Raw genomic sequence first — 25,226 nt, forward strand, 5'->3', positions numbered from 1 at the left:
AATCCGGAAGGTTCCAGGGCACCCGAAACAGAACATTCCTAAAGTTTTTTAGACCTTTTCCTGACCCTTCCGACAAGCCTGCACGCCGCCTGAAATGGCCGTTTCACGGCATTCTGGTCTGCCGAAATGTCGTATTCGAACCGGTTGGGACGCTCGTTTTGTTTCGAAAAACTCATGCCGATTCGGCATAGGGTAGGCGTTTACGGCATTAGACGCGCCACCCTTGCATCGGAATAGTTGCGCCTTTTTTCGCCTGCAGAGAGCCGTAAATGCTCGCTCGGGATGACCTTATACGGGGGCTGATGCACAGACTTTTCCGCCATTGAGCGTTGCAGTTCGCGCATCAGCCCGAGTCCAACTGAAGTAAGGGTAATGATATGAAGAAGGCCAAATTAAGCCTCGCCTGGCAGATCCTCATCGGTCTGGTCCTGGGTATTGCGATCGGCGCACTGCTCAATCATTTCAGCGCTGAAAAAGCCTGGTGGATTAGCAACGTCCTGCAACCTGCGGGCGATATCTTTATCCGCTTGATCAAGATGATCGTGATCCCGATCGTCATCTCCTCGCTGGTGGTCGGCATCGCCGGTGTTGGCGACGCCAAGAAGCTGGGCCGCATCGGCCTCAAGACCATCATCTACTTTGAGATCGTGACCACCATCGCCATCGTCGTCGGCCTGCTGCTGGCCAACCTGTTCCATCCGGGCGCAGGCATCGACATGAGCACCCTGGGCACCGTGGACATCTCCAAGTACCAGGCCACCGCGGCCGAAGTGCAACATGAACACGCCTTCATCGAGACCATCCTCAACCTGATTCCGTCGAACATCTTCGCGGCCATGGCCCGTGGCGAGATGCTGCCGATCATCTTCTTCTCGGTGCTGTTCGGCCTGGGCCTGTCGAGCCTGCAGGCCGACCTGCGCGAGCCGCTGGTGAAGATGTTCCAGGGCGTTTCGGAAACCATGTTCAAGGTCACCCACATGATCATGAACTACGCCCCTATCGGTGTATTTGCCCTGATCGCGGTGACCGTCGCCAACTTCGGTTTCGCCTCGCTGCTGCCTTTGGCCAAGCTGGTGATCCTGGTCTACGTGGCGATTGCCTTCTTCGCCTTTGTGGTCCTGGGCCTGATCGCACGCCTGTTCGGTTTCTCGGTGATCAAGCTGATGCGTATCTTCAAGGATGAGCTGGTGCTCGCCTACTCCACCGCCAGCTCGGAAACCGTGCTGCCGCGAGTGATCGAGAAGATGGAAGCCTACGGCGCGCCGAAGGCGATCTGCAGCTTCGTGGTGCCTACCGGCTACTCCTTCAACCTCGACGGTTCGACCCTGTACCAGAGCATCGCGGCGATCTTCATCGCCCAGCTGTACGGCATCGACCTGTCCATCAGCCAGCAGCTGCTGCTGGTCCTGACCCTGATGGTCACTTCCAAGGGGATCGCCGGGGTTCCGGGCGTGTCCTTCGTGGTCCTGCTGGCCACCCTGGGCAGCGTTGGCATCCCGCTGGAAGGCCTGGCCTTCATCGCCGGTGTCGACCGCGTGATGGACATGGCGCGTACCGCCCTGAACGTGATCGGCAACGCCCTGGCGGTGCTGGTGATCGCTCGTTGGGAAGGCATGTACGACGAAGCCAAGGGCCAGCGCTACTGGAACTCCCTGCCGCACTGGCGCAGCAAGGAGAAGCTGCCAGCCGGCGAGATCTCCAAGGGCTGAGACGCCTGACGCCCGCCCGCCACCCCGGCGGGCCCGCGCAACAGACAAACCCCGGTCGATCCGGGGTTTGTCGTTTCTGCAGCCCCCGCTATCATTCGCCGCATCTTCCGAGGGATATGACCGATGCTCAATGGCCTGTGGCTTGGCTTCTTTATCGTTGCAACCGTTTCCGCCCTGGCGCAGTGGCTGGTGGGAGGCAACGCCGGGATCTTCGCCGCCATGGTGGAAAGCATCTTCGCCATGGCCAAGCTGTCGGTGGAGGTCATGGTGTTGCTGTTCGGCACCCTGACCCTGTGGCTGGGGTTCCTGCGGATCGCCGAGAAGGCCGGCATCGTCGAATGGCTGGCCAAGGTCCTCGGCCCGCTGTTCAAGCGCCTGATGCCGGAAGTGCCACCGGGCCATCCGGCCCTGGGCCTGATCACCCTGAACTTCGCCGCCAACGGCCTGGGCCTGGACAACGCCGCCACGCCCATCGGCCTCAAGGCCATGCGCGCCCTGCAGGAGCTCAACCCCAGTGCGACCACCGCGAGCAACGCGCAGATCCTGTTCCTGGTGCTCAACGCTTCGTCCCTGACCCTGTTGCCGGTGACCATCTTCATGTACCGCGCCCAGCAAGGTGCGGCGGACCCGACCCTGGTGTTCCTGCCGATCCTGCTGGCCACCAGCGCCTCGACCCTGGTAGGCCTGCTGTCGGTGGCGGTGATGCAGCGCCTGCGGCTGTGGGACCCGGTGGTGCTGGCCTACCTGATTCCCGGTGCCCTGGCCCTGGGGGCTTTCATGGCGCTGCTGGCGAGCCTGTCGGCGGCGGCCCTGGCGTCACTTTCCTCGATCCTCGGCAACCTGACGCTGTTCGGCCTGATCATGCTGTTCCTGGTGATCGGCGCGCTGCGCAAGGTCAAGGTCTACGAGGCTTTCGTCGAGGGCGCCAAGGAAGGGTTCGACGTCGCCAAGAACCTGCTGCCGTACCTGGTGGCCATGCTGTGCGCCATCGGCGTGCTGCGGGCTTCCGGGGCGCTGGATTTCGGCCTCGACGCAATCCGCCACCTGGTGGCCTGGGCCGGATGGGATACGCGCTTCGTCGATGCCCTGCCCACTGCCATGGTCAAGCCGTTCTCGGGCAGTGCCGCCCGGGCGATGTTGATCGAGACCATGAAGAGCCAGGGTGTGGACAGCTTCCCGGCGCTGGCGGCGGCGACCATCCAGGGCAGCACCGAAACCACCTTCTATGTGCTGGCGGTGTATTTCGGTGCGGTGGGCATCCAGCGGGTACGGCACGCCGTGGGCTGCGCCCTGTTGGCGGAGTTTGCCGGCGTGGTCGCGGCGATCGCCGTCTGCTACTGGTTCTTCGGCTGATCCTGCGCCGGCCTGCCGGCGCGCTGGAGCTCAGCGTTTCCCCACCTGGTTGCCCTGCCCTACGGCCCAGTCCACCACCTGGCGGGCCAGCACATCGCTGGCTTGGCCAAACCCGGCCACGACCGCCGGCACCCGGGTCTCGGCCAGCGGCTGGCGTACCTCGAAGCGTCGGCTGGCGAGGATCTTCTGGTCAGCACCACGGATCAGCCGTGCATCCAGGCGGATCACCACCTGGGCGGCCTTGCCCTGGTATTCGGTCTGGAACGCTTGCAGGTCGCCGCCCAGGGCCAGGTCGGTCTGCAAGTTGCTGTCGTCGGTGCTCAACAGCTGGACCCGGCCGTCGCGCTGGAATCCATCCAGCAGGCGGTTGCGCAGCAGGATCGGTGCCGGGTCGGTCCAGCGCGAAGCCTTGTAGCTGCTGATCAAGTCGCCCTGGGGGATCACTGCGATCCTGGCACTGTTCAGGGCATCGCTGGCCTGGGGCTTGAGCAGTTGCAGCGACCACGGCAAGGCCTTGCCCGGGGTGCTGGGTTGGTTCACCGGCAAGCGGTAGATATCCAGCGGCTCGCTCTTGGGCAGGATCGAGCAGCCGCCCAGGACCAGGGCGGCTCCCAGGGCCAGGGGGGCAAACAGGCGACAGGCACGCATCATGGCGTGAACTCCTTGTTCTTCTCGTTACCCAGCAGGTAACCGCCGGGGTTGGCTTCCAGGCGGCGGGTGATGGCCCGCAGCGAGCTCATGGTCTCGCGCAGTTCGCGCACGGCCGGCGCCAGGCCATTGAGGCCCTGCATGCCGTTGCTCAGCGAATCCTGGTTGTCGGTCAACAGTGTGTTCAGGGTGGCACTGCTTTGCTCCAGCGAGCGCATGGCCTGCTCGGCGCTGCCGAACATCTGCCGGCCCTGGTCGTTGAGCAGGCCGTTGGCGTTGCGCATCAGTGCCGTGGTCTGTTCCAGCATGGCGCTGGTCTGCTTGGTGATGGTTCCCAGTTGCTGCATCAGCTGGCGCAGGTCGTTACGTTGCTCGGCGATGCTGGCGGTGGTCTTCTGCAGGTTATCCAGGGTATTGCTGACCCGGCCCACGTTCTCCGGGGAAAACAGCCGGTTGGCGTTATGCAGCAGCAGGTTGACCCCGGTCATCAGGTCGTCGCTGTTGTTCAGCAGGCGGGCGATGGGCGATGGCGAGGCGATGATGGTCGGCAACTGGCCGTTCTTGCCCTTGAGGGGCTGGCTTTGCGGGGTGCCGCCACTGAGCTGGATGATCGAGGTGCCGGTGATGCCGGTCAGGGCCAGCTTGGCCTGGGTGTCTTCCTTGATCGGTGTGTCGCCGCCCAGGCGAATCTGCGCCAGTACCCGGCGCGGGTCCTTGGGGTCCAGGCGCAGGTTGACCACGTCGCCGACCTTGATCCCGCTGTACTGCACCGAGCTGCCCCGGGACAGGCCGCTGACGGCCTCATTGAAGACGATCTCGTAGTCCTGGAAGGCGCTGTCGACGCTGGACTTGGCCAGCCACAGGCCGAACAGCAAGGCGCCGGCCACCAGAATCACCGTGAACAGGCCGATCAGTACGTGATGGGCTCGGGTTTCCATGTCATCCCTCGTTGGTCGGTGTCGCGGCCTGGTACGCCGCGCGGCCGCGAGGGCCGTGGAAGTATTCGTGGATCCAGGCGTCCGGGGTCTCGGCGACGATGTCGATGGCATCGGCCACCAGCACCTTCTTCTGGGCCAATACCGCCACCCGGTCGGTGATGGTGTAGAGGGTATCCAGGTCGTGGGTGACCAGGAACACGCTCAGGCCCAGGGCGTCGCGCAGGGTCAGGATCAGTTGGTCGAAGGCGGCGGCGCCCACCGGGTCCAGGCCGGCGGTGGGCTCGTCGAGAAACAGGATGTCCGGGTCCAGGGCCAGGGCTCGGGCCAGGGCCGCGCGTTTGATCATGCCGCCGGACAGCGACGCCGGGTACTTGTCCGCCGCCGACAGCGGCAGGCCGGCCAGGGCCAGCTTCACCGCCGCCAGGTGCTCGGCGTCGGCGCGCGACAGGCCGGCGTGTTCGATCAGTGGCAGGGCGACGTTCTCGGTCACCGTCAGCGAGGTGAACAGCGCGCCCTTCTGGAACAACACGCCGAAACGTCGCTCCACCAGCGAGCGCTGCTGCTCCGGCAGGCTTGGCAGGTCCTGGCCGAATACCCGCACCGAGCCCTCGCTGGGCTGGCGCAGGCCGACGATGCTGCGCAGCAGTACCGACTTGCCGCTGCCCGAGCCACCGACCACGCCGAGGATCTCGCCCTTGTACACGTCCAGGTCGAGGTTCTCGTGCACGCTCTGCGGGCCGAAGCGGTTGCACAGCCCGCGAACCTCGATCACCGCCTCGGCGGGCGCGCGCGGCGGGCGGCTCACCAGCCCATCTCCATGAAGAACAGTGCGGCCACGGCGTCGATGACGATCACCACGAAGATCGACTGCACGACGGCGGAGGTGGTGTGGGCCCCTACCGATTCGGAACTGCCGCTGACCTTGAAGCCCTCCAGGCAGCCGATGGCGGCGATCAGGAAGGCGAATATCGGGGCCTTCACCAGGCCCAGCAGGAAGTGCTTCACGCCGATGTCCGAATGCAGCAGCGAAAGGAACATCGCCGGCGAAATATCCAGCGACAGCGCACAGACCACCCCGCCGCCGATGATGCCCGATAGCATGGCCAGGAAGGTCAGCATCGGCAGTGCCACCAGCAGGGCTAGGACCCGGGGCAGGACCAGCAATTCCATGGGGTCCAGGCCCAGGGTGCGGATCGCGTCGATCTCCTCGTTGGCCTTCATCGAGCCGATCTGTGCGGTAAAGGCGCTGGCGGTGCGTCCGGCCATGAGGATGGCGGTGAGCAGTACGCCGAATTCACGCAGAAAGGAAAACGCTACCAGGTCCACGGTGAAGATGCTGGCGCCGAATCCGGCCAGCACCGTGGCCCCGAGGAAGGCCACCACCGCCCCCACCAGGAAGGTCAGCAGGGCCACGATGGGCGCGGCGTCCAGGCCGGTCTGCTCGATATGCGCCACCACCGGGGTGATGCGCCAGCGTTTGGGATGTAGCAGGCCGCGGGCCAGGGTCTCGAGGATCAGGCCGATGAAACTCAGGACTTTCAGGGTGTCCTGCCAGACGGTGTAGACCGATCCGCCGATCCGCGAGAGCAGCTGTATGCCGACCGGAATCTCCGGTTGCTTGACCGGTACGCAGAAATCGTTCAGCGAGCTGTAGACGGTTTGCAACAGGGCGCGGTCGGCGGCGGAGAGGGTGCAGTCGGGGTGTTCGGCACTGTGGCCCAGGCGCTCGGCCCCGAGCAATTCCACCAGCAGCGAGGCGCCGGCGGTGTCCAGGGCACCCAAGCCATTGAGGTCGATATGGGTGCTGCTGTCGTAGCGGCCATCCAGCGCTTGGCTCAGGCGCTTGAGCTCGCTGTAGTGCGCCAGCGTCCAGTCGCCACGGATGCGCAATTGCGCCGGGGATTGGGCAAGATCCAGTTGAGCGGTGCCGGGCGTCACGCTGGTAGTCATAAGCTCCGTGCTTGTGTGGCGATTTCGCAGTGCTACGTAATAGCACGATCCGGATTAATTTGCCTTGCCCGTCTTGGCGGCGCCTTGATCTGGATCGTCGATCCGAAAACGCAGCACGCCGATCACCTGATCGTCTTCGGTGACCACCCGCACTTGCCAGTCGCCTGTGGGGTTGGCCGGGAAGTTCTGCTTGTGGGACCAGGCCCGATAGCCTTCCTTGCGTCCGCCATGGATATCCAGTGCGATGCGATCCACTTCGCTGCCGTTGAACTGCCAGACATGGTAGATGCGCTCGTCCAGGCCGCGCGGTGCATTGATCGCGGTATAGGCGTACAACCCATTGCCGCGCACCTGGGTGGTGTCCAGGCGTTCCAGGCTGGCCCCGGGAGTACGGTCCTGGAGCTGGGTGCTGATGGTTTGCTCGGTCAGCCACAGGGTGGCCGGCGGCACCCAGGAACGCATCAGCCAGCCGGTGCCGCCGATGGCCAGGGTGATGCACAGAACGGCCACGCCACTACGCGCACTGCGGATCGGCAGGATCGAGGCCAGGCTCGGAAAGGACAGCAGCATCGCTGTGCCCAGGGCCAGCTTGAAGCTCTGGGCGGTGGTCAGGTGCAGGATCAGCGGCAAGGCCGTGAGCAGTGCGGCGAACAGCGTCAGGGTATGCAGCGCGAGGAACAACCAGCGGCGCGGGGCCAGCCACTTGTAGTACAGCGGGTCGGTGATGGAGATCAGCGCCGCGGCGCCCAATAGTCCGGTGAACACCAGCTGGCCGCTGGTCCAGCTGGTGGTGACGAAGAAGAATGGCAGGACGAAGAACAGGCTTTCCTGATGGATCATCTGCGTGGCATAGCGCAGCAGCGGCTGGGGGATCTCGCGCTTGAAGACCTGGGCGAACAGCTGGGTCAGGCTGTTCTCCAGCATCAACCAGACCCAGCTCACCAGCATGATGATGGCGATCCATGACGCCAGGCTCTGTTGCCGGTCCACCAGGATGAAGCTGCAGACCCCAGAGATGAAGCCACCCAGTGCAATGACCCCCGGATAGCGCTCTATCAGTTGCAGCAGGCGCTTTATGTGTCGGTTCCAGTCGGGCATCGGGTGCAAGTCACGGTCATGGCAGGAAAAAGCGCGACAGGATAACGTCGGCGGCGGTCCCTGGCGAGGGAGCAGGCTGTTGTCCGGACATGCTGTACAGGGTGTCCGGCCCGGGGAGCTGGTCGTGCTCTTCGAGGCTTGCCGGTTTGCTCGTCATGGCTTATCGGGATTGACGACGCCACAAGCCCACGCCCAGGCCACCGAGGAGCACCAGGGCTAGCAGCCCGCCCATCAGCCAGAGCAATTGCTCGTCGCCCAGCAGGGGTTTTTCGATCCGCAGGTAGCCTGGCTGCTGCAGCAGTTGGTGCAGGGCCTGGTTGGCCTGGTCCAGGGTCACGGCCCGCAAAGCCTTGGCCGGATCGCTGAACCGGCCATCGTCGAAGTCGCCCAGTGCGCTCCAGTAGTAGTCCGCCAGGGCGCTGTTGCCCTGCACTGCCCAGGCCTGGCGGTCGATGGCGGCCTGTTTCAAGCGGGCGAAGGTGGCGGGGTCGAGCCCGTCCTTGAGCAGGTGGCTGCGCAGCTGTTCGACGACTTGCCGGGCCTGGGGCAGGTTCTCGCGCTCGAGGTCCGCGTTGAGGCTGAGGAAGCCGACGCCGCCGAATACCTCACGATCGCTCCAGGGGCCGTAGGACAGTTCATGTGTCAGGCGTAGCTGGCGATACAGCGCCCAGTCCAGATAGTCCTTGAGCAGGTCGAAGGTCTCGCTGTGCTGCTGCTCCAGTACCGGCTCGGGGAACAGCCAGTGCAGTTGGGCGCTCTGCCCCACCCAGCCACGGATCAGGTCGCGTACGGGGGCCGCGTGGCCTTCGAGCTGGGGCAGCTCCGGATGTTCCCTTGGCTCCACCGGTTCGAGGGCGCCGTAGGTGCGCTCAAGGTAGGCCGGCAGCAGGCGATCCAGTTCGCCGACCACGATCAGGGTCATGTTGTTGGGGGCGTACCAATCCTTGCGCACCTGTTCCAGCTGGGCCAGGGTCAGATGGTCGACCTCGGCCCGCTCGGCACACTTGAGGCCCAGTTCCACGGCCAATTGGTTGCTGGCCTTGTGACCCAGGTCCTGGCGGTCGAGCCAGCGTTGCAGGTGCGAATAGTGGCCGCCGTCCTCACGCTCCACTACCCGCTTGGCGGCGGCCACTGCATTGTCGTCCAGGCGGGTATGGGTCAGCAGCGAGAGCAACAGGTCGAGGACCTTGCGCTGGTTCTTGGCCGGGGCCTCGATGACGAAAGTGGTGTCGGCATTGCTGGTGTAGGCATTCCACTCGCCGCCCAGGGCCTGCATGCGTTCTTCCAGGCCGCCCTCGCCGCTGGCGTCGATACCGCTGAACAGCAGGTGTTCGAGCAGGTGCGGCAACTCCTTTTCGTGGCACGGGAAATCGTCCAGGCCCACGCCCACCACCAGGCGAATCGCCACGTGGCCGCGCTCGCTGCCGGGCTTGAGCAGCAACTGCAAGCCATTGGGCAGGGTATAGCCTTCGACCTGGAAGCGATCCAGGGCCCAAGCTTGTGCGCTGCCCAGCAGCAGGCAGGCGAGTAACAGACAACGCATAACAAGAACTTCCTTACGACGTGCGTAAGTTGTAGAGACTGCACATCATCCTGGACGTTCAGGGTGAATGGGTGATGTCGCTCATGTCCTCGACCTCCAGGGCACCGGTGTCGGAGGTTTCCAGGACCACATAGGCGCTGCTGCAGAACAGCGAGTTGAGGCGCTTCATGTCGGCGATCAGCTCCAGGTGCAGCGAACTGGTCTCGATGCTCTGGACGATCTTGCGCTGCAAGCGGCTGACGTGGGCGTGGGCCAGGCGCCGTTCCTGGGCGCGGAAGCGGCGCTTCTCCCGCAGTAGCTGGCGGGCGCTTTCCGGATCGGCGCTGAGGAATACCGACAGTCCCAGGCGCAGGTTGGCCAGCAGTTGGGCGTGCAGTCCGGCCAGCTCCTCCAGGCCGACCTCGGAAAAGGAGCGGCGCTGGGAGGTCTTTTGCTGCTGGACCTTGCGCAACATGCGTTCGATCAGGTCGCTGGCCAGCTTGAGGTTGATCGCCAGCTCGATGATCTCGGCCCAGCGCCGGCTGTCCTGTTCGCTGAGGTCTTCGCGAGGCATTTGTGCCAGGTACAGCTTGATGGCGCTGTAGAGCACTTCGACGTCGTCGCTCAGGGCCCGCAGTTCCTGGGTGATGGAGGTCTGCTTGCCCCGCAGTACGTCGCCCATGGCTTCGAGCATGTTCTCCACCAGGTCGCCGATACGCAGGGTTTCCCGGGCAGCGTTGGCCAGGGCCAGGCTGGGTGTATCCAGGGCGGTCGGATCGAGGTGGCGGGGCCGTGCCCGGCCATTTTCCTGGGGACGCTCGGGCAAGAGCCAGGAACAGAGCCTGGCCATGGGACCGACGCTGGGCAGCAGCAACAGGCAGCGGGCGGTGTTGTAGAGCAAGTGGAAGCCGATCACCACCTCCTGGGGGCTGAAGTCCAGGCTGTCCATCCAGTGTGCCAGCGGGCTGAGCACCGGGATGATCAACAGCAGGCCGATCAGCTTGTACAGCAAGCTGCCCAGGGCCACCTGGCGCCCGGCGGCGTTCTGCATGCTGGTGCTGAGGAATGCCAGCACGCCACTGCCGATGTTGGCGCCGATCACCAGGCCGATGGCCACCGGCAGGCCGATGACCCCGGCACCAGCCAGGGTCGCGGTGAGTAGCACGGCAGCCAGGCTGGAGTAGGAAACCATGGCGAACACTGCGCCCATCAGTGCATCCAGCAGGATGTCGCCGGTCAGCGAGGCGAACAGCACCTTCACGCCCTGGGCGTGGGTGATGGGCGCTGCGGCCTCCACGATCAGTTGCAGGGCCAGGATGATCAGGCCCAGGCCGATGCCGACCCGGCCCAGTTGGCCGGCGCGGGTCTGCTTGCGCGAGAGGAAGAACATCACCCCGATGAAGATCAGCAGGGGCGACAGCCAGGACAGGTCGAACGTCAGCACCCGGGCCATCAAGGCGGTACCGACATCGGCGCCGAGCATGGTGGCCAGGGCCGGAGTCAGGCCCATCAGCCCCTGGCCGACGAAGGACGTCACCAGCATGGCCGTGGCGTTGCTGCTCTGGACCATGGCGGTTACCAGGATCCCGGCGATGAAGGCCAGCGGCCGGCGGGCCATGTTCTGGCCGATCACGTGGCGCAGGTTGGAGCCATAGACCCGCAGGATTCCGGTGCGCACGATATGGGTGCCCCAGACCAGCAGGGCCACGGCGGAAAGCAGATTGAGCAGGGTCAGCATGAGAGGGCCCCCTGGGGTGAAGAGCCCCAAGCGGGGCCAGTGGACGTTGCTGCGCGCGGTTCTTGGTTATGTCAGTAAGCTTTAGTCGGCTAACGCGCTAGGCGCCAGCATCGCACAGCTAATCTTGCGACTGAAACATAACTGTTATGAAAACGTCATGTTCCAGGCAAGCAAAAGGGGCCCGAAAGCCCCTTTTTCATTTCGACGATTTCAGCGCATTCGGGTTATTGACCGGGAATGTCCTTGCGCAGTTTCACAGGCTCTTGCTGTTTTTTCTTCGCCAGGTTGGTCCGCAGCTTGATGTTGATGACTTCCACCGCCAGGGAGAAGGCCATGGCGAAGTACACATAGCCCTTGGGTACATGCACGTCGAAGGCTTCGGCGATCAGCACGGTACCGACCACCAGCAGGAACGACAGCGCGAGCATCTTCAGCGATGGGTGCTTGTCGATGAACTCGCTGATGGTGCCCGAGGCCAGCATCATCACCAGCACCGCGACGACGATCGCCGCGACCATCACCGGTACGTGGGAAACCATGCCCACTGCGGTGATCACCGAGTCCAGGGAGAACACGATGTCGATGATCGCGATCTGGATGATGGTGTAGATGAACTTGCCGCCCTTGCCCTTGGGCTCGTCGTTGGTCTCATCCTCGCCTTCCAGCGCGTGGTACATCTCCTGGGAGCTCTTCCACAACAGGAACAGGCCACCGAAGAACAGGATCAGGTCGCGCCCGGAGATGCCCTGGCCGAGCACGGTGAACAGGTCGTCGGTCAGGCGCATGACCCAGGTGATCGACAGCAGCAGCAGGATCCGCGTGATCATGGCCAGGGCCAGGCCGAAGATCCGGGTACGGGCCTGCATGTGCTTGGGCATGCGGCTGACCAGGATCGAGATCATGATGATGTTGTCGATGCCCAGGACGATCTCCAGGGCGGTCAAGGTGAAGAAGGCAACCCAGATCTCCGGGTTGGTCAGCCATTCCATGTGTATTCCTTTGAGCGAGTGTTATGGCCCTGTCCGGTGATCGGCCAGGGCGAAGAATCTATGGCCTTAGAGAGTGCTGAACAGGGGAAATATTCCCATCAGCAAGGCGGCGAACATTATGCACAGGCAGACCAGCACTGCCCACTTGAGGGTGAAGCGCTGGTGGTCGCCGAATTCGATACCGGCCAGGGCCACCAGCAGGTAGGTCGAGGGTACCAGCGGGCTGAGCAGGTGTACGGGCTGGCCGACGATCGACGCGCGAGCCATCTCCACCGCGGTGATGCCGTAGTGGCTGGCAGCCTCGGCCAGTACCGGCAGGACACCGTAGTAGAAGGCATCGTTGGACATGAAGAAGGTAAACGGCATGCTCACCAGGGCGGTGATCACCGCGAGGTAAGGGCCCAGGGCTTCGGGGATCACGGCCAGCAGGCTCTTGGACATGGCGTCGACCATGCCGGTGCCGGACAGGATGCCGGTGAAGATACCGGCGGCGAAGATCAACCCGACCACCGCCAGGACACTGCCAGCATGGGCCGCGACCCGGTCCTTCTGCTGTTGCAGGCAGGGGTAGTTGACGATCATGGCGATGCTGAACGCCACCATGAACAGCACGGGCAGCGGCAGCAGGCCGGCGATCAGGGCACACATCAGGGCGAAGGTCAGGGCGCCGTTGAACCAGATCATCTTGGGGCGACGAGCGTCAGGGTATTGCGACACGCTGATCTCGCTGTGATCGATCTCTTCGCCAACCAGGTGCAGTTCACCCAGGCGGGCGCGCTCGCGCTTGCCGTACAGGTAGGCGATGGCCAGGATCGCCACCACGCCGGCCAGCATCGCCGGGATCATGGGTACGAAAATGTCCGATGGATCCACGTGCAGCGCGCTGGCGGCGCGGGCGGTGGGGCCGCCCCATGGGGTCATGTTCATTACCCCGCCGGCGAGGATGATCAGGCCGGCCATGATCCGCGGGCTCATGCCGATGCGGCTGTACAGCGGCAGCATGGCGGCCACGCAGATCATGTAGGTGGTGGCACCGTCACCGTCCAGCGATACCACCAGGGCCAGCACCGCAGTGCCCACCGAGACTTTCAGCGGATCACCCTTGACCAGCTTGAGGATCTTGCGCACGGCCGGGTCGAACAGGCCGGAGTCGATCATCAGGGCGAAATACAGGATGGCGAACATCAGCATCACGCCGGTGGGGGCCAGCTTGGTGATGCCTTCGAGCATCATCGGGCCGATCTTCGGCGCGAAGCCACCGAACAGGGCGAACAGGATGGGCACGATGATCAGGGCGATCAGCGCCGACAGGCGCTTGGTCATGATCAGGAACATGAACGTGATGACCATGGCGAAGCCAAGGAAAGTCAGCATGGGAATACTCCAGGCGTAGCGCGGCTAGGGAATGGCGATCGGGAAGGATCAGCGCAGGACGGCAAGCACGAGGCGTACGGGAGTGGGGACAGCGAACAGGCGGGTACGAGCGGACATCAGAATCACCATTGTTGTTGTTAATAGGGCCGGGAGCGCGCGTGCGCTCGCTCTGGCCAACCGGTCTGTCGCCGGTGGTGGGAGGCGATCCTAATGGCGCAAGCTTTCAGCCAGCTTTCGCCGAAGAAAGGAAGTCGCGGCTGTGGCAATGCCCGACAGGCGGCATACAGTGAAGGACTTCAAGGCAAAGGAGGCAGGGACATGGACCCATTGCACAGCGGGGGCTGCCATTGCGGCCGGGTGCGTTATCAATTCAGTGGGCCGTTGCAGGATATCGCCCACTGCCATTGTTCGATCTGTCGTCGGGTCAGCGGCGGCTTGGTCACGACCTGGATCACCCTGCCCGCCTCGGCTTTCCGGTGGCTGCAAGGCATTCCTGCCCGTTATGACTCGTCTGCCAGCTGTGCGCGTTACTTCTGTAGTGATTGCGGGGCGCACCTGGCGCTCATCACCCAGCTGAGCCCGGACAGCATCGACGTCACTATCGCCACCCTGGACCACCCGGAGCAGGCCCCGGCGCAGCGGCATATCTGGACCGACAGTCGCCTGCCCTGGCTGCACCTGGACGAGCACTTGCCGCAGGAACCGCAAGAAACCCTGTAGCCGCGGTCGCGAGGCGCTCAAGAACGCCAAGCAAGGCCTGTGGTCCTTTTCGCAACCCCGCGGGTTCGGCTGCGGTTATGGCAGTTCCAGACCGCCGGCGGCCTTGTGCAGCGCCCGCAGGTGTTCGCCCACCTGCTTGAGGTTGGCTTCGTTGGCGGCAATTTCCGCTGCCCGGGCCGGTTCCAGCAAGGCTCGCACTTCCTTGTCCAGGTCGCCGGTCAAGGATTGCAGTTGCTTTTGCCGCGTGCTGCTTTCCGACTCCAGGCGCTGCCATTCGCTGGGCTGTGGCAGGCCATAGCCACTGCTGCCCAGCAGTTCCGCCGGGCGACTGAGGAAGCCGCTGTTGGCGAGAATTTCCTGCAAGGTCTTGTTGGCCTGTTCCATACCGCCGTTCTTCAGCTCGCGGGCACCCAGGTAGCGTTGCTTGACCTCGTCCTGGGCCAACAGCAACTGCCGGCGAAAACTGGCTTGCTCCAGCAGTAGCAACGCAGCGCTGGTGCGCAAGTCCGCCTGGTCGAACCATTGGCGGCGCTGTTCGGCGCTCAGGGACAGCCAGTCTTCGACACTGGTTTCCTTGATCGGCAGGTGCTTCTTGATGACTTCGAACATCGCCTGGTAGCGATCGCGAAAGGAGTCGAAGCGATAGCCCAGGCGCAGGGCCTCGCGAGGATCGTCGAGCACGCTGGTATCGGCCAGTCCCCTGCCCTTGAGCACCTCCAGGAGACCGTTGGGCATGATGCTGTCCAGGCCAACCAGTTGCTGGTTGTTGCTGCCGCTACGCAGCAGCTTGAGGCTTTCCACGGCGCAGTTGTTGGACAGGAAGTAATAGTTGCCGTCGTAGCTCCAGTGCATTTCGGCGGCGTGCTCCACCACTTCCTCGATTTCGCTGCGCGAGAGGTTCAGGGGCACCGAGGCCAGGCTGCGCAGCTCGGTCTTGGTGTACTCGTCGATCACCTGGGACAGCGGCAGGATGAACAGGCGTGACGGGTACTTGCCCACCAGGCCGTCCCAGCTGGAGAGCTGCACGTCACCGACGAAAGCGCGATAGGACAGAACCAGGTGCTGGTCCAGGTCCAGCCGGCAATCCGGCCCACGAGGCCGGCCCGGCGCGCAGATCACCAGGCGCAGCATGCTGTGGCCCCAGCGACTGACCCAGTTCTGGTTGGCTTCGGCCAGCAGGTAGTCCACCGCGTAGACCCGCTCCGGGTCGACCTTCCCCAGGGGCGTCTTGGCAAAGTCGTTGCCGGCATTGAGGAACGCAAAGGACTTGGCGCAGGTGTCCTTGGCGGCTGGTGCCCAACCGAAGTGCTCCTGGTAGTAGCGATATAGCGCCGGACGCCGACAGGCGTAGCTCGGGTCGAGGAGGAAGTACTCCATGTTCACCGCGACGAACTCTTTGGGATTGGTCGTCTCGTAGAGGTCGGGGCTGCGGGCAACCTGGCGGTTGTGCTGCTCACGCTCCCCGCGGCGGCCGACGTACTGCGGCCAGCCGGCCAGGTCCAGCAGGCGCGGGTCGTCGCTCAGGGTGAAGCGGCGATCGTTCTGGCCGCGACAGGCGTCTGGCAGGCCCACCAGGCCTGTGGTGCCGTTGTTGCGGGTGCAGCGTTGGATCAGGCTGCGCTCGGCGCTGGGCCAGAGGCGCGCACGATCATAGATATGGGTCAGCTCATGGAGCACGGTGGCGAGCATTTCCCGGCGCACGGTGCCATGGGGGCGATGGGTCTTCTGGGTGGCGGCAGAACCATCGGCGAGGCTGGGTAGCAGTGCGCGGTTCAGGTCCAGCTCCGCGACCAGGGAGGCCTCGCCATAGGCGTTGTCCGGCATGCGGTCGGTCCAGCCGACGTCGATGGTGCGGTCCAGTTGCTGGATGAAGCGTGGCGGCAAAGCCTGCATCGCTTCATCCAGCAGCGCCTGGCTGGCTTGTTGTTGCTGCGGGTTCAGGCCGTCGGTCTTCAGGCGCAGCTTCAACTCGGCTTGGGCGCTGGCACAGGACAACCCCAGGGCTGCCGCGAGCAGCCAGGCGAAGAGTGGTTTCACAGGGCGAGGATGGCTTCGGCGAGCACCTGGTCGCTGGCGTCACGAGCTTCCGGTACGCGAGAGCGCAGGGTGCCGAAGGCGGCCTCCAGCTGGGCACCACGGATATCGCCGTTGCTGGCGACGAAGCTGGCGGCGTCGTCGTGGGCTTCGCGAACGATCTTGGAGTCACGGATGGATGTAGTGGTGTCCGAGGTGAAATCGATCGTGCGGCCGAAGGCGCGAACGATGATGTTACTGGTGGCCACCAGGGTATGTGCCTGGGCCACGTCGGCCAACAACAACAGGCCGAGGGTGGCGGCAATCAGTGGGCTACGCATGGAACGACTCCGGAATAACAGGGGTGGCTATTGGACGAGAATTGCCTGCGCCAGTTCAAGGTCGCTGGCATGAAGTTTTGCCGGGGCGTGGCGCAGATATTTCAGCGCTGACTCCAGGCGCGCACCAAGCAGTCGACCGTCCGTTGCAACGAAGGCAGCGGCGTCATCCTGGGCGGCAAGTACAAGTTTATGGTCGAAGGGCGCGGAGGTCACCTGGCTAGTAGCGTAGGCGGTGATGACCGAGCTCTGGGTGCTCAGGTCCATTGCCTGTGCCAGGTTGGTCCAACCAAGGACGATCAATACGGGAGCGATAAGCGTGATGCGGAACAAACCCATGGGTCTCTACAGCTGAAAACCAGCGGCCAAGGCTAGCGCAATGACCGCCGGAGGACCAGCGCAGAGGGCTCCAGGTGCGTAGCTGCACCTGAAGTCGACGATGCTCAGATGGCCAGGATGGCCTGGGCCAGTTGTGCGTCCGTGGCCTGTTGCAGCAGTGGGGCCTGCTGGCGGATGTGGGCGAAGGCGCTTTCCAGTTTCACGCCGCGAATGGCGCCATCGGTGGCGACGAAGCTGGCGGCGTCATCCCGGGCAGCACGGACGATCTTGTGGTCGCGCAGGGAGGATGTGGCGTCGGAGGTGGCATCGGAGGTGGCCTTGAGCGCGCCGACGATGGCATCGGTGGTCACGATCAGGCTGGTGGCGTGGGCGTTGGCGGCCAGGGCCAGCAGTGCGGCAGCGCTAAGCAAGCGGAGACGGGACATGGATAACTCCTGTAGATGAACAGACAGATGAAGGGCGCTGAGTGAGACGCCGGGCAGTCACTGCGAGGTGCTGTGTCTGATAGCTCTGACGCAGCTCGAGCGAGAATCGCCACGTCAGGACTGATATTAGGCTCAGCCGTTCTGTTCGCCCATACCTGCTCAGGTCCGCCAGAAAGGTTTGCGCAGTTCTGCTGCCCTTTCGCAATGACTGATGCCGCTGTCTGCCAGTTGTCGCTCATCCAGTTGGGCCAGCAGCCGACGGGTCCTGCTTCGTTCCTGCATGTTCCTGAAAGCGTCCAGCCAAGTGTGCAAGGCCTGGAGGCCGGTGTGCCTGACTGATGAGTTCATGATGCGATCCTCGATGAAAGGCCGGGCATTGTTCCCGTAGATCACATGATGAGCCGTGCCAGCAGGCGCGGACAGGTACACCAGGGGAAAATTGTACTGGTTCAGTTTTGAATTATTTAAAACTGTACTTGTCGCTATCGACCGAGGCTGTACGCCGGGCTCCAGGGTTTTTCAGGCCAGAAACGACAAGACCCGCCGCGGTTTCCCGTGGCGGGTCTTGTTAATGCAATTCGGGGTGCTGGCGGTGGACCCGGTGGGTCAGGGCCAGCGACGCTGAGTTAGCGCCAGAACGGCTTGCTCAGCTCTTCGTAGCGTTGTGCTTCGCTGATCCCGGCATCGGCCAGCAGACGCGAGTCCAGGCGAGCCAGTTGATGGCGGCTGGAGATGCGGCGCTGCCACAGCATCAGGTTGGCGATGATACGCAGAGGCATGGAAGCCTGGGATTTTGCAGCCTTGTCTTCGAAGAACAGTTCGGAACTGAGTGTACGTTCCATGGTTGACATCCTTCCGCTTGTGGCGGGATCAGGTAGTGGTTTAACTGGTGCCCATGATCCTCCTCCGGCGCAAGACTCTGTAGATACAGTTCACCTGTATTGTGAATGACCAGTTAACTGTTTATAGGGGCTGTACTGTTCCGAAATGGCACAACTGTACCTGTCAGCACCTTTTTGGTGCATTTCGCGGATTTTTGGTGGGTAGGCGGCGGTTTCAGGCGAGGAAAAGACCGGTACAGCAGTACAGTTTTTGCAATGTTGTAGAAGTGAAGTCGGCGGGCTGGCGCAACTGTGCTTGCGTCAGCCGCCGACTGTATCCATCACTCGGCGAGCATCTTCCCGGTTTCTTCCAGGTTGATGTGCCAGCTCAGGGCTTCACGCAGGATGTGCGGGGTGTGGCCACCCAGGGCGCAGGCCTTGGTGAAGTAATCGTTGAGGGCGTCGCGGTAGGACGGATGCACGCAGTTGTCGATGATCACCCGTGCCCGCTCCCGGGGCGCCAGGCCGCGCAGGTCGGCCAGGCCGATTTCGGTGACGAGGATGTCGACGTCGTGCTCGGTGTGGTCCACATGGCTGACCATGGGCACCACGCTGGAAATAGCCCCGTCCTTGGCGATCGACTTGGTAACGAAGATCGCCAGGTGCGCGTTACGGGCGAAGTCCCCCGAGCCGCCGATGCCGTTCATCATCCTGGTGCCGCAGACGTGGGTGGAGTTGACGTTGCCGTAGATGTCGAACTCCAGCGCGGTGTTGATACCGATGATGCCCAGGCGCCGTACCACTTCGGGGTGGTTGGAGATCTCCTGCGGGCGCAGCACCAGCTTGTCCTTGTAGCGCTCCAGGTTGCCGAACACATCGGCGTTGCGCCGGCTCGACAGGGTAATGGAGCTGCCCGAGGCGAAGCTCAGCTTGCCGGCATCGATCAGGTCGAAGGTCGAGTCCTGCAGTACTTCGGAGTACATGGTCAGGTTTTCGAAGGGCGACTCGATCAGGCCGCACATCACCGCGTTGGCGATGTTGCCGATACCGGCCTGCAACGGGCCGAGCTTGTTGCTCATGCGCCCGGCCTCCACTTCCCGCTTGAGGAAGTCGATCAGGTGGTTGGCGATGCCCTGGGTCTCGCTGTCCGGGGTCGAGACAGTGGATGGCGAGTCGGACTGGTCGGTGATGACGATGGCGGCGATCTTGTCCGCCGGGATCGGGATGGCGGTGCTGCCGATGCGGTCGTCGACCTTCACCAGCGGGATCGGCGTGCGGGTTGGGCGATAGGTCGGGATATAGATGTCGTGCAGCCCTTCCAGGTTCGGGTTGTGCGCCATGTTGATCTCGACGATCACTTGCTTGGCGAAGATCGCGAAGCTGGCGGAGTTGCCCACCGAGGTGGTCGGCACGATGTGCCCCTGCTCGGTAATGGCCACCGCCTCGATCACGGCGATGTCCGGCAGCTTGAGCTGCTGGTTGCGCAGTTGTTCGACGGTTTCCGACAGGTGTTGGTCGATGAACATCACTTTGCCGGCGTTGATCGCCTTGCGCAGGGTGCTGTCCACCTGGAACGGCATGCGCCGGGCCAGTACGCCGGCCTCGGTCAGTTCCTTGTCCAGGTCGTTGCCCAGGCTGGCGCCGGTCATCAGGCTGATTTTAAGCGGTGACACCTTGGCCCGTTCGGCCAGGGCATGGGGCACGGCCTTGGCTTCACCGGCGCGGGTGAAGCCGCTCATGCCGACGGTCATGCCGTCCTCAATCAGAGCGGCAGCGTCTGCAGCGCTCATCACCTTATCCAACAACGAAGGCAAGCGGATACGATCACGGTACATGGATTGTTATCTCGGGCAACGAAAGCAAGAAGCGCAGTCTAGTGATTTCCAAAAAAAACGCCCCGCGACAAAGGTCGAATGAAGGGGCCCGTTCCAGAGCCTTCCGTCGGCTTGCTGGTATAAATAAAAAACCCCAGCCTACTAAAGGCTGAGGTTTGGGGTATTGCGCTACAGCAGGGTTATTCGACGGCTTTGACCATGTCTTCGATGACCTTCTTGGCGTCGCCGAAGACCATCATGGTCTTGTCCAGGTAGAACAGTTCGTTGTCCAGGCCGGCATAGCCGCTGGCCATGGAGCGCTTGTTGACGATGACGGTCTTGGCCTTGAAGGCCTCGAGGATCGGCATGCCGGCGATGGGCGATTTAGGATCGTTCTTCGCTGCCGGGTTGACCACGTCGTTGGCGCCGAGCACCAGTACCACGTCGGCCTGGCCGAACTCGGAGTTGATGTCCTCCATCTCGAACACCTGGTCGTAGGGCACTTCTGCCTCGGCCAGGAGCACGTTCATATGGCCAGGCATGCGCCCTGCCACCGGGTGGATCGCGTACTTCACGGTCACGCCACGGTGGACCAGTTTCTCGGTGAGTTCCTTCAGCGCGTGCTGGGCGCGTGCCACCGCCAGGCCGTAGCCGGGCACGATGATCACGGTGTCGGCGTTGGTCAGCAGGAAGGTCGCGTCGTCGGCCGAGCCGGACTTCACCGGGCGGGCCTCCTGGGCGCCAGCTGGACCGCCGGCATCGGCGCTGTTGCCGAAGCCGCCGAGCAGCACGTTGAAGAACGAGCGGTTCATCGCCTTGCACATGATGTACGAGAGGATTGCGCCGCTGGAGCCCACCAGGGAGCCGGCGATGATCAGCATCGAGTTGTTCAGCGAGAAGCCGATGCCCGCCGCCGCCCAGCCCGAGTAGCTGTTGAGCATCGACACCACCACCGGCATGTCGGCGCCGCCGATAGGGATGATGATCAGCACGCCCATGATGAAGGCCAGGGCCAGCATCAGGGCGAAGGCGCCCAGGTTGCCGGTGACCATGAAGGTGATGCCCAGGCCCAGGGTAGCCAGGCCCAGTACCAGGTTCAGCTTGTGCTGGCCGGCGAACTGTACCGGTGCGCCCTGGAACAGGCGGAACTTGTACTTGCCCGACAGCTTGCCAAAGGCAATCACCGAACCGGAGAAGGTGATGGCACCGATGGCCGCGCCGAGGAACAGCTCCAGGCGGTTGCCGGTGGGGATCGAGTCGCCCAGCTGCTTGACGATGCCCAGGGACTGCGGCTCGACCACGGCGGCGATGGCGATGAACACCGCGGCCAGGCCGATCATGCTGTGCATGAAGGCCACGAGCTCAGGCATCTTGGTCATTTCGACGCGTTTGGCCATGATCGAGCCGGCGGTGCCGCCGATCAGCAGGCCGACGATCACATAGCCGATACCGGCGGTGGCGAGCTCGGCGCCGAGCTTGTAGATCAGGCCGACGGTGGTCAGTACCGCCAGGGCCATGCCCAGCATGCCGAACAGGTTGCCGCGGCGCGACGTAGTCGGGTGCGAAAGCCCCTTGAGCGCCTGGATGAAGCACACCGAGGCGATCAGGTAGAGGGTGGTTACCAGGTTCATGCTCATTATTTCTGCACCTCTTCTTTGGCTTTGGGCGCTTTCTTCTTGAACATTTCCAGCATGCGGCGGGTGACCAGGAAGCCACCGAACACGTTGACCGCGGCCAGGGCCACGGCCAGGGTGCCCATGGTCTTGCCCAGCGGGGTTACGGTCAGGGCGGCGGCCAGCATGGCGCCGACAATGACGATTGCGGAAATGGCGTTGGTCACCGCCATCAGCGGTGTGTGCAGTGCGGGTGTGACGTTCCAGACCACGTGATAACCGACATAGATCGCCAGCACGAAGATGATCAGGTTGTAGATACCGGGGGAGATGAGCTCTTCCATCGTCTGAATCCCTGCTTAGGCGTTTTTGCGGATGACTTGGCCGTCGCGGCACATCAGGCACGCGGCGACGATGTCGTCTTCGAGGTTGACGTCGAACTGCCCTTCTTTGGTGAAGACAAGCTTCAGGAAGTCCAGCAGGTTGCGGGCATACAGGGCCGACGCGTCGGCAGCTACTGCGCCGGCGAGGTTGGTCGGGCCGACGATGGTCACCCCGTTCTCGACCACCACCTGGTCAGCCACGGTCAGCGGGCAGTTGCCGCCCTGGGCGGCGGCCAGGTCGATGACCACCGAGCCGGGCTTCATCTGGGCCACGGTATCGGCGCTCAGCAGTGTCGGCGCCTTGCGGCCGGGGATCAGGGCGGTGGTGATGACCACGTCCGCCTGCTTGGCGCGCTCGTGCACGGCCAGGGCCTGGCGCTGCATCCAACTGGCTGGCATTGGGCGAGCGTAGCCACCAACGCCTTCGGCGCATTCGCGCTCTTCATCGGTTTCGTAAGGGACGTCGACGAACTTGGCACCCAGGGATTCGATCTGCTCCTTGACCGCTGGGCGTACGTCGGAAGCCTCGATCACCGCACCCAGGCGCTTGGCCGTGGCGATGGCTTGCAGGCCAGCCACGCCGGCGCCGAGGATCAGCACACGGGCGGCCTTAACGGTACCGGCGGCGGTCATCAGCATCGGCATGAAGCGCGGGTAGTAGTGGGCTGCCAGCAGCACGGCCTTGTAGCCGGCGATGTTGGCCTGGGACGACAGCACGTCCAGGCTCTGGGCCCGAGAAGTGCGCGGCGCAGCTTCCAGGGCGAAGGCGGTGATCCCGCGTTCGGCCAGCTTGGCGATGGTTTCATTGCTGAACGGGTTGAGCATGCCTACCAGGACGGTCCCGCTCTTGATCAGAGCCAGCTCGCTGTCGTTGGGGGCTACTACCTTGAGGATCAGCTCGGCGCCAAAGGCATCGTTGGCGCTGCCAATGGTCGCCCCTGCCGCTTCGTAGGTACTGTCGGGAACGCTGGCGTTGATGCCGGCGCCGCTTTGCACAGTGACTTTATGACCCTGGCCGATCAGCTTCTTGATGGTTTCCGGGGTTGCAGCAACCCGCGTTTCACCTGTCTGGGTTTCGAGAGGAACACCAATGTGCACGTCAAATCTCCTGCTTGATCTTATTGCTTGCGATCTTTCTTAGAAGGCCAGCGCACTACGCAGGGGCGCTGGGGCGGCCGATCAGCACGATCCCGCTGAAATCACAGCGGGGCGCGGCATTTTGCAGGCGAACTTTGAGGCCTTCAAGGCATTCTGACTAGTGACGGAAAATTAACTACAAGTCACCCCGTGACCGAATGTCGCAACCCTCTGGGCTTAGGCCTTGTAGGCCTTGGCTTTCAAGGGTTTTACCGCAAATTTAAGTTTTTTCGCATTGGTGACATGAATGCACATACATTGTCTGCCAATAAACCCTACAACCCACGTGGTTAGCTGCTTGGAGAAGGTTTTTGGTCGATGTCGGTACAGTCTGTCTATATGCGACAAATAGTTATATCTGTAGTGCTTTGATTTTTCTGACTACGAGGTCAAGTAAGGCTGGAGGCCTTAATTTTCCAGGGTGTAGCTGTGTGCCTGGTGTACCAGCCAATCGCGAAATGCCCGTAGCGAGGCTGACTCGACCTTCCGCTCGGGAATCATCAGGTAATACGCCTTGATGCTCGACAGGGCCTTGGGGTTGGCGATCACCAGGCGCTTCTCCGCCAGTTCACGCTGGATCAGGAACGGCGGGATCAAGGCGATGCCCATGTCGTGCATGGCGGCCTGGGCGAGCATTGAGAATAGCTCGTAGCGTGGGCCTGTCATGTCGCGGGGGATGTTCAACTGCTGGGAGTTGAACCATTGGCGCCAGGCGTAGGGCCGGGTGGTCTGCTGTAGCAGGGGCAGCTCGGCAATGGCTTCGGGGGATAACTGTTGAAGTTCGCCCAGCATGGCCGGGCTGCATACCGGCATGGGGTGTTCGTCCATCAAACGGTGGGACTGGGTGCCGGACCAATCGGCGTCGCCGAAGTAGATGGCAGCGTCGAAGGGAGTATCGGCGAACAGGAATGGCCGGGTGCGGTTGGTCAGATTGACGGTGACGTCCGGGTGCCGTTGCTGGAAGTCCTTGAGGCGTGGCAGCAGCCACTGGGTGCCGAAGGTCGGGACCACGGCCAGTTCGATGACGTTGGCGCCCTGCTGCCCCATCACCGATAGCGTGTCGCGTTCCACTGCATCCAGCTGGGTGGCAACCCGGCGGCTATAGGACAGGCCGGCCTCGGTCAGCTTGACCCCGCGTCGGGAGCGGCGGAACAGCTCGACGCCGAGGAACTCCTCCAGGCTGGCGATCTGTCGACACACCGCGCCCTGGGTCAGGGATAGCTCCAGGGCAGCCTTGGTGAAGCTCTCGTGACGGGCGGCGGCTTCGAAGCTGATGAGCGCGGCGGTGCTGGGAATTTTTCTGCGCATGTACGGCAATCTCACTAATGAATGCTGTAAATGGCACTTGTCGCCATTTCGAAGTGAGAAATTAGCACAACAGTATGCGAAATCCTCGTTTGCCCGGGGCGACGACCAGGCCTAGGATCAATCCACGATAGTTGGCCTACTTCACGAGGACTCTCCCATGGGCGGCAAAGCAAGCTTCAACTGGATCGATCCCCTTCTGCTGGATCAGCAACTGACCGAAGAAGAGCGCATGGTGCGCGACAGCGCCGAGCAGTTTGCCCAGGGCAAGCTGATGCCGCGGGTCCTGGAGGCTTTCCGCCATGAGCAGACCGATCCGGCGATCTTCCGCGAGATGGGTGAAGTGGGCCTGCTGGGGGCGACCATTCCCGAGCAATACGGCGGCAGTGGCCTGAACTACGTGTGCTACGGCCTGATCGCCCGTGAAGTGGAGCGTGTGGATTCCGGTTACCGCTCGATGATGAGCGTGCAGTCGTCCCTGGTGATGGTGCCGATCAACGAATTTGGCACCGAGGCGCAAAAGCAGAAGTACCTGCCGAAGCTGGCTTCCGGTGAGTGGATTGGCTGCTTCGGCCTGACCGAACCTAACCATGGCTCCGATCCGGGCGCTATGGTGACCCGTGCGCGCAAGGTGGATGGCGGCTACAGCCTGACCGGCAGCAAGATGTGGATCACCAACAGCCCGATCGCCGATGTGTTCGTGGTCTGGGCCAAGGACGACGCTGGCGATATCCGTGGCTTTGTCCTGGAGAAGGGCTGGAAGGGCCTGAGCGCCCCGGCTATCCATGGCAAGGTTGGCCTGCGGGCGTCGATCACCGGCGAGATCGTCATGGATAACGTGTTCGTTCCGGAAGAAAACATCTTCCCTGATGTGCGTGGCCTGAAAGGTCCTTTCACCTGCCTGAACTCGGCACGCTACGGTATTTCCTGGGGCGCCCTGGGAGCCGCCGAGTTCTGCTGGCACACCGCTCGCCAGTACACCCTGGATCGTCAGCAGTT

24 protein-coding genes (1 of these 24 only partly in view) are annotated in these 25,226 nt (G+C 63.1%); 4 read left to right on the top strand and 20 right to left on the bottom strand.

Going from position 1 to position 25,226, the window contains the following annotated elements:
• Nucleotides 1-377: 377 nt before the first annotated feature.
• The gene (gene gltP, locus ATY02_RS01510; RefSeq protein ID WP_068575380.1) at nt 378-1,709 is read left to right on the top strand and encodes a glutamate/aspartate:proton symporter GltP; all 1,332 of its coding nucleotides are present in this window, start codon (nt 378-380) and stop codon (nt 1,707-1,709) included.
• Between the two features lie 123 nt (nt 1,710-1,832).
• A complete protein-coding gene (locus tag ATY02_RS01515; RefSeq protein ID WP_068575379.1) occupies nt 1,833-3,062 on the top strand; it encodes a nucleoside recognition domain-containing protein in 1,230 nt (409 codons plus the stop codon).
• A 30-nt stretch (nt 3,063-3,092) separates the two neighbouring features.
• Here ATY02_RS01515 and ATY02_RS01520 read toward each other — a convergent pair whose 3' ends face one another.
• The 9 genes from ATY02_RS01520 to ATY02_RS01560 form a co-directional block, all read right to left on the bottom strand.
• Nucleotides 3,093-3,713, bottom strand: coding sequence for an ABC-type transport auxiliary lipoprotein family protein (locus tag ATY02_RS01520; RefSeq protein ID WP_068575378.1), 621 nt, complete (start codon nt 3,711-3,713; stop codon nt 3,093-3,095).
• On the bottom strand, nt 3,710-4,648 hold the full coding sequence (locus tag ATY02_RS01525; protein WP_068575377.1) for an MlaD family protein: 939 nt from the start codon (nt 4,646-4,648) through the stop codon (nt 3,710-3,712). The genes ATY02_RS01520 and ATY02_RS01525 overlap by 4 nt, the downstream gene beginning before the upstream one ends.
• A gap of 1 nt (nt 4,649) precedes the next feature.
• The gene (locus ATY02_RS01530) at nt 4,650-5,453 is read right to left on the bottom strand and encodes an ABC transporter ATP-binding protein (RefSeq protein ID WP_068575376.1); all 804 of its coding nucleotides are present in this window, start codon (nt 5,451-5,453) and stop codon (nt 4,650-4,652) included.
• Nucleotides 5,450-6,598: an ABC transporter permease gene (locus ATY02_RS01535; RefSeq protein WP_068575375.1), complete on the bottom strand. Its 1,149-nt coding sequence runs from the start codon at nt 6,596-6,598 to the stop codon at nt 5,450-5,452. The genes ATY02_RS01530 and ATY02_RS01535 overlap by 4 nt, the downstream gene beginning before the upstream one ends.
• Before the next feature lie 54 nt (nt 6,599-6,652).
• The gene (locus tag ATY02_RS01540; RefSeq protein WP_068575374.1) at nt 6,653-7,696 is read right to left on the bottom strand and encodes a DUF5924 family protein; all 1,044 of its coding nucleotides are present in this window, start codon (nt 7,694-7,696) and stop codon (nt 6,653-6,655) included.
• Between the two features lie 160 nt (nt 7,697-7,856).
• On the bottom strand, nt 7,857-9,239 hold the full coding sequence (locus ATY02_RS01545; RefSeq protein WP_068575373.1) for a M16 family metallopeptidase: 1,383 nt from the start codon (nt 9,237-9,239) through the stop codon (nt 7,857-7,859).
• Nucleotides 9,240-9,297: 58 nt separating this feature from the next.
• On the bottom strand, nt 9,298-10,956 hold the full coding sequence (locus tag ATY02_RS01550) for a Na/Pi cotransporter family protein (RefSeq protein ID WP_068575372.1): 1,659 nt from the start codon (nt 10,954-10,956) through the stop codon (nt 9,298-9,300).
• Between the two features lie 224 nt (nt 10,957-11,180).
• A complete protein-coding gene (locus tag ATY02_RS01555; protein WP_068575371.1) occupies nt 11,181-11,945 on the bottom strand; it encodes a TerC family protein in 765 nt (254 codons plus the stop codon).
• A gap of 66 nt (nt 11,946-12,011) precedes the next feature.
• Entirely contained in the window at nt 12,012-13,319 is a 1,308-nt protein-coding gene (locus tag ATY02_RS01560; protein ID WP_068575370.1) for a CitMHS family transporter, read from the bottom strand.
• A 318-nt stretch (nt 13,320-13,637) separates the two neighbouring features.
• On the opposite strand from ATY02_RS01560, the gene ATY02_RS01565 reads away from it, so the two are divergent.
• Nucleotides 13,638-14,039, top strand: a complete 402-nt coding sequence (locus ATY02_RS01565; RefSeq protein WP_068575369.1) for a GFA family protein — start codon at nt 13,638-13,640, stop codon at nt 14,037-14,039.
• Nucleotides 14,040-14,114: 75 nt separating this feature from the next.
• Here ATY02_RS01565 and ATY02_RS01570 read toward each other — a convergent pair whose 3' ends face one another.
• The 11 genes from ATY02_RS01570 to ATY02_RS01620 form a co-directional block, all read right to left on the bottom strand.
• Nucleotides 14,115-16,076 (bottom strand): DUF4105 domain-containing protein, encoded by a 1,962-nt coding sequence (locus ATY02_RS01570; protein ID WP_068575368.1) that lies wholly within the window; start codon nt 16,074-16,076, stop codon nt 14,115-14,117.
• The gene (locus ATY02_RS01575; RefSeq protein ID WP_068575367.1) at nt 16,073-16,393 is read right to left on the bottom strand and encodes a DUF2388 domain-containing protein; all 321 of its coding nucleotides are present in this window, start codon (nt 16,391-16,393) and stop codon (nt 16,073-16,075) included. Before ATY02_RS01575 ends, ATY02_RS01570 begins: the two co-directional genes overlap by 4 nt.
• A 27-nt stretch (nt 16,394-16,420) precedes the next feature.
• A complete protein-coding gene (locus ATY02_RS01580) occupies nt 16,421-16,729 on the bottom strand; it encodes a DUF2388 domain-containing protein (protein WP_068575366.1) in 309 nt (102 codons plus the stop codon).
• A 104-nt stretch (nt 16,730-16,833) separates the two neighbouring features.
• Complete coding sequence (locus ATY02_RS01585; RefSeq protein WP_068575365.1) at nt 16,834-17,154, bottom strand: DUF2388 domain-containing protein; 321 nt, start codon at nt 17,152-17,154, stop codon at nt 16,834-16,836.
• A gap of 159 nt (nt 17,155-17,313) precedes the next feature.
• Nucleotides 17,314-17,502, bottom strand: coding sequence for a DUF1127 domain-containing protein (locus tag ATY02_RS35885; protein ID WP_083235705.1), 189 nt, complete (start codon nt 17,500-17,502; stop codon nt 17,314-17,316).
• A 278-nt stretch (nt 17,503-17,780) separates the two neighbouring features.
• Nucleotides 17,781-17,996 (bottom strand): DUF1127 domain-containing protein, encoded by a 216-nt coding sequence (locus ATY02_RS01595; protein WP_068589259.1) that lies wholly within the window; start codon nt 17,994-17,996, stop codon nt 17,781-17,783.
• Between the two features lie 320 nt (nt 17,997-18,316).
• Nucleotides 18,317-19,810: an acetyl-CoA hydrolase/transferase family protein gene (locus ATY02_RS01600; protein ID WP_068584257.1), complete on the bottom strand. Its 1,494-nt coding sequence runs from the start codon at nt 19,808-19,810 to the stop codon at nt 18,317-18,319.
• A 179-nt stretch (nt 19,811-19,989) separates the two neighbouring features.
• Nucleotides 19,990-21,426 carry an NAD(P)(+) transhydrogenase (Re/Si-specific) subunit beta gene (locus ATY02_RS01605; protein ID WP_068584260.1) on the bottom strand — a complete coding sequence of 479 codons (1,437 nt, stop codon included), beginning with the start codon at nt 21,424-21,426 and terminating at the stop codon, nt 19,990-19,992.
• Nucleotides 21,426-21,746, bottom strand: a complete 321-nt coding sequence (locus ATY02_RS01610) for an NAD(P) transhydrogenase subunit alpha (protein WP_003233786.1) — start codon at nt 21,744-21,746, stop codon at nt 21,426-21,428. Before ATY02_RS01610 ends, ATY02_RS01605 begins: the two co-directional genes overlap by 1 nt.
• 15 nt (nt 21,747-21,761) lie before the next feature.
• Nucleotides 21,762-22,883, bottom strand: a complete 1,122-nt coding sequence (locus tag ATY02_RS01615; RefSeq protein WP_068584264.1) for a Re/Si-specific NAD(P)(+) transhydrogenase subunit alpha — start codon at nt 22,881-22,883, stop codon at nt 21,762-21,764.
• A gap of 447 nt (nt 22,884-23,330) precedes the next feature.
• Nucleotides 23,331-24,230, bottom strand: a complete 900-nt coding sequence (locus tag ATY02_RS01620; protein ID WP_068584268.1) for a LysR family transcriptional regulator — start codon at nt 24,228-24,230, stop codon at nt 23,331-23,333.
• Nucleotides 24,231-24,387: 157 nt separating this feature from the next.
• Between ATY02_RS01620 and ATY02_RS01625 the strand changes: the two genes are divergently transcribed.
• Nucleotides 24,388-25,226 carry the 5' portion of an acyl-CoA dehydrogenase gene (locus ATY02_RS01625; protein ID WP_068584271.1) on the top strand. The gene runs 343 nt beyond the window's last position, so only the first 839 of its 1,182 coding nucleotides appear in the window; it begins with the start codon at nt 24,388-24,390; the stop codon falls past the right edge of the window.

The sequence above is a fragment of the Pseudomonas sp. BIOMIG1BAC genome (genome assembly GCF_001705995.2).
Classification (GTDB): domain Bacteria; phylum Pseudomonadota; class Gammaproteobacteria; order Pseudomonadales; family Pseudomonadaceae; genus Aquipseudomonas; species Aquipseudomonas sessilinigenes.

Bases quoted from the DNA above. Each gene is read 5' to 3' on its own strand.
- ATY02_RS01550 (WP_068575372.1), bottom strand. From the start codon at position 10,956: ATGCTGACCCTGCTCAATCTGCTTTCCGCCGTGGCCCTGCTGGTCTGG.
- ATY02_RS01540 (WP_068575374.1), bottom strand. From the start codon at position 7,696: ATGCCCGACTGGAACCGACACATAAAGCGCCTGCTGCAACTGATAGAG.
- ATY02_RS01620 (WP_068584268.1), bottom strand. From the start codon at position 24,230: ATGCGCAGAAAAATTCCCAGCACCGCCGCGCTCATCAGCTTCGAAGCC.
- gltP (WP_068575380.1), top strand. From the start codon at position 378: ATGAAGAAGGCCAAATTAAGCCTCGCCTGGCAGATCCTCATCGGTCTG.
- ATY02_RS01520 (WP_068575378.1), bottom strand. From the start codon at position 3,713: ATGATGCGTGCCTGTCGCCTGTTTGCCCCCCTGGCCCTGGGAGCCGCC.
- ATY02_RS01580 (WP_068575366.1), bottom strand. From the start codon at position 16,729: ATGGGTTTGTTCCGCATCACGCTTATCGCTCCCGTATTGATCGTCCTT.
- ATY02_RS01595 (WP_068589259.1), bottom strand. From the start codon at position 17,996: ATGGAACGTACACTCAGTTCCGAACTGTTCTTCGAAGACAAGGCTGCA.
- ATY02_RS01560 (WP_068575370.1), bottom strand. From the start codon at position 13,319: ATGCTGACTTTCCTTGGCTTCGCCATGGTCATCACGTTCATGTTCCTG.
- ATY02_RS01555 (WP_068575371.1), bottom strand. From the start codon at position 11,945: ATGGAATGGCTGACCAACCCGGAGATCTGGGTTGCCTTCTTCACCTTG.
- ATY02_RS01565 (WP_068575369.1), top strand. From the start codon at position 13,638: ATGGACCCATTGCACAGCGGGGGCTGCCATTGCGGCCGGGTGCGTTAT.
- ATY02_RS01585 (WP_068575365.1), bottom strand. From the start codon at position 17,154: ATGTCCCGTCTCCGCTTGCTTAGCGCTGCCGCACTGCTGGCCCTGGCC.
- ATY02_RS01515 (WP_068575379.1), top strand. From the start codon at position 1,833: ATGCTCAATGGCCTGTGGCTTGGCTTCTTTATCGTTGCAACCGTTTCC.
- ATY02_RS01610 (WP_003233786.1), bottom strand. From the start codon at position 21,746: ATGGAAGAGCTCATCTCCCCCGGTATCTACAACCTGATCATCTTCGTG.
- ATY02_RS01575 (WP_068575367.1), bottom strand. From the start codon at position 16,393: ATGCGTAGCCCACTGATTGCCGCCACCCTCGGCCTGTTGTTGTTGGCC.
- ATY02_RS01525 (WP_068575377.1), bottom strand. From the start codon at position 4,648: ATGGAAACCCGAGCCCATCACGTACTGATCGGCCTGTTCACGGTGATT.
- ATY02_RS01545 (WP_068575373.1), bottom strand. From the start codon at position 9,239: ATGCGTTGTCTGTTACTCGCCTGCCTGCTGCTGGGCAGCGCACAAGCT.
- ATY02_RS01605 (WP_068584260.1), bottom strand. From the start codon at position 21,426: ATGAGCATGAACCTGGTAACCACCCTCTACCTGATCGCCTCGGTGTGC.
- ATY02_RS01535 (WP_068575375.1), bottom strand. From the start codon at position 6,598: ATGACTACCAGCGTGACGCCCGGCACCGCTCAACTGGATCTTGCCCAA.
- ATY02_RS35885 (WP_083235705.1), bottom strand. From the start codon at position 17,502: ATGAACTCATCAGTCAGGCACACCGGCCTCCAGGCCTTGCACACTTGG.
- ATY02_RS01600 (WP_068584257.1), bottom strand. From the start codon at position 19,810: ATGTACCGTGATCGTATCCGCTTGCCTTCGTTGTTGGATAAGGTGATG.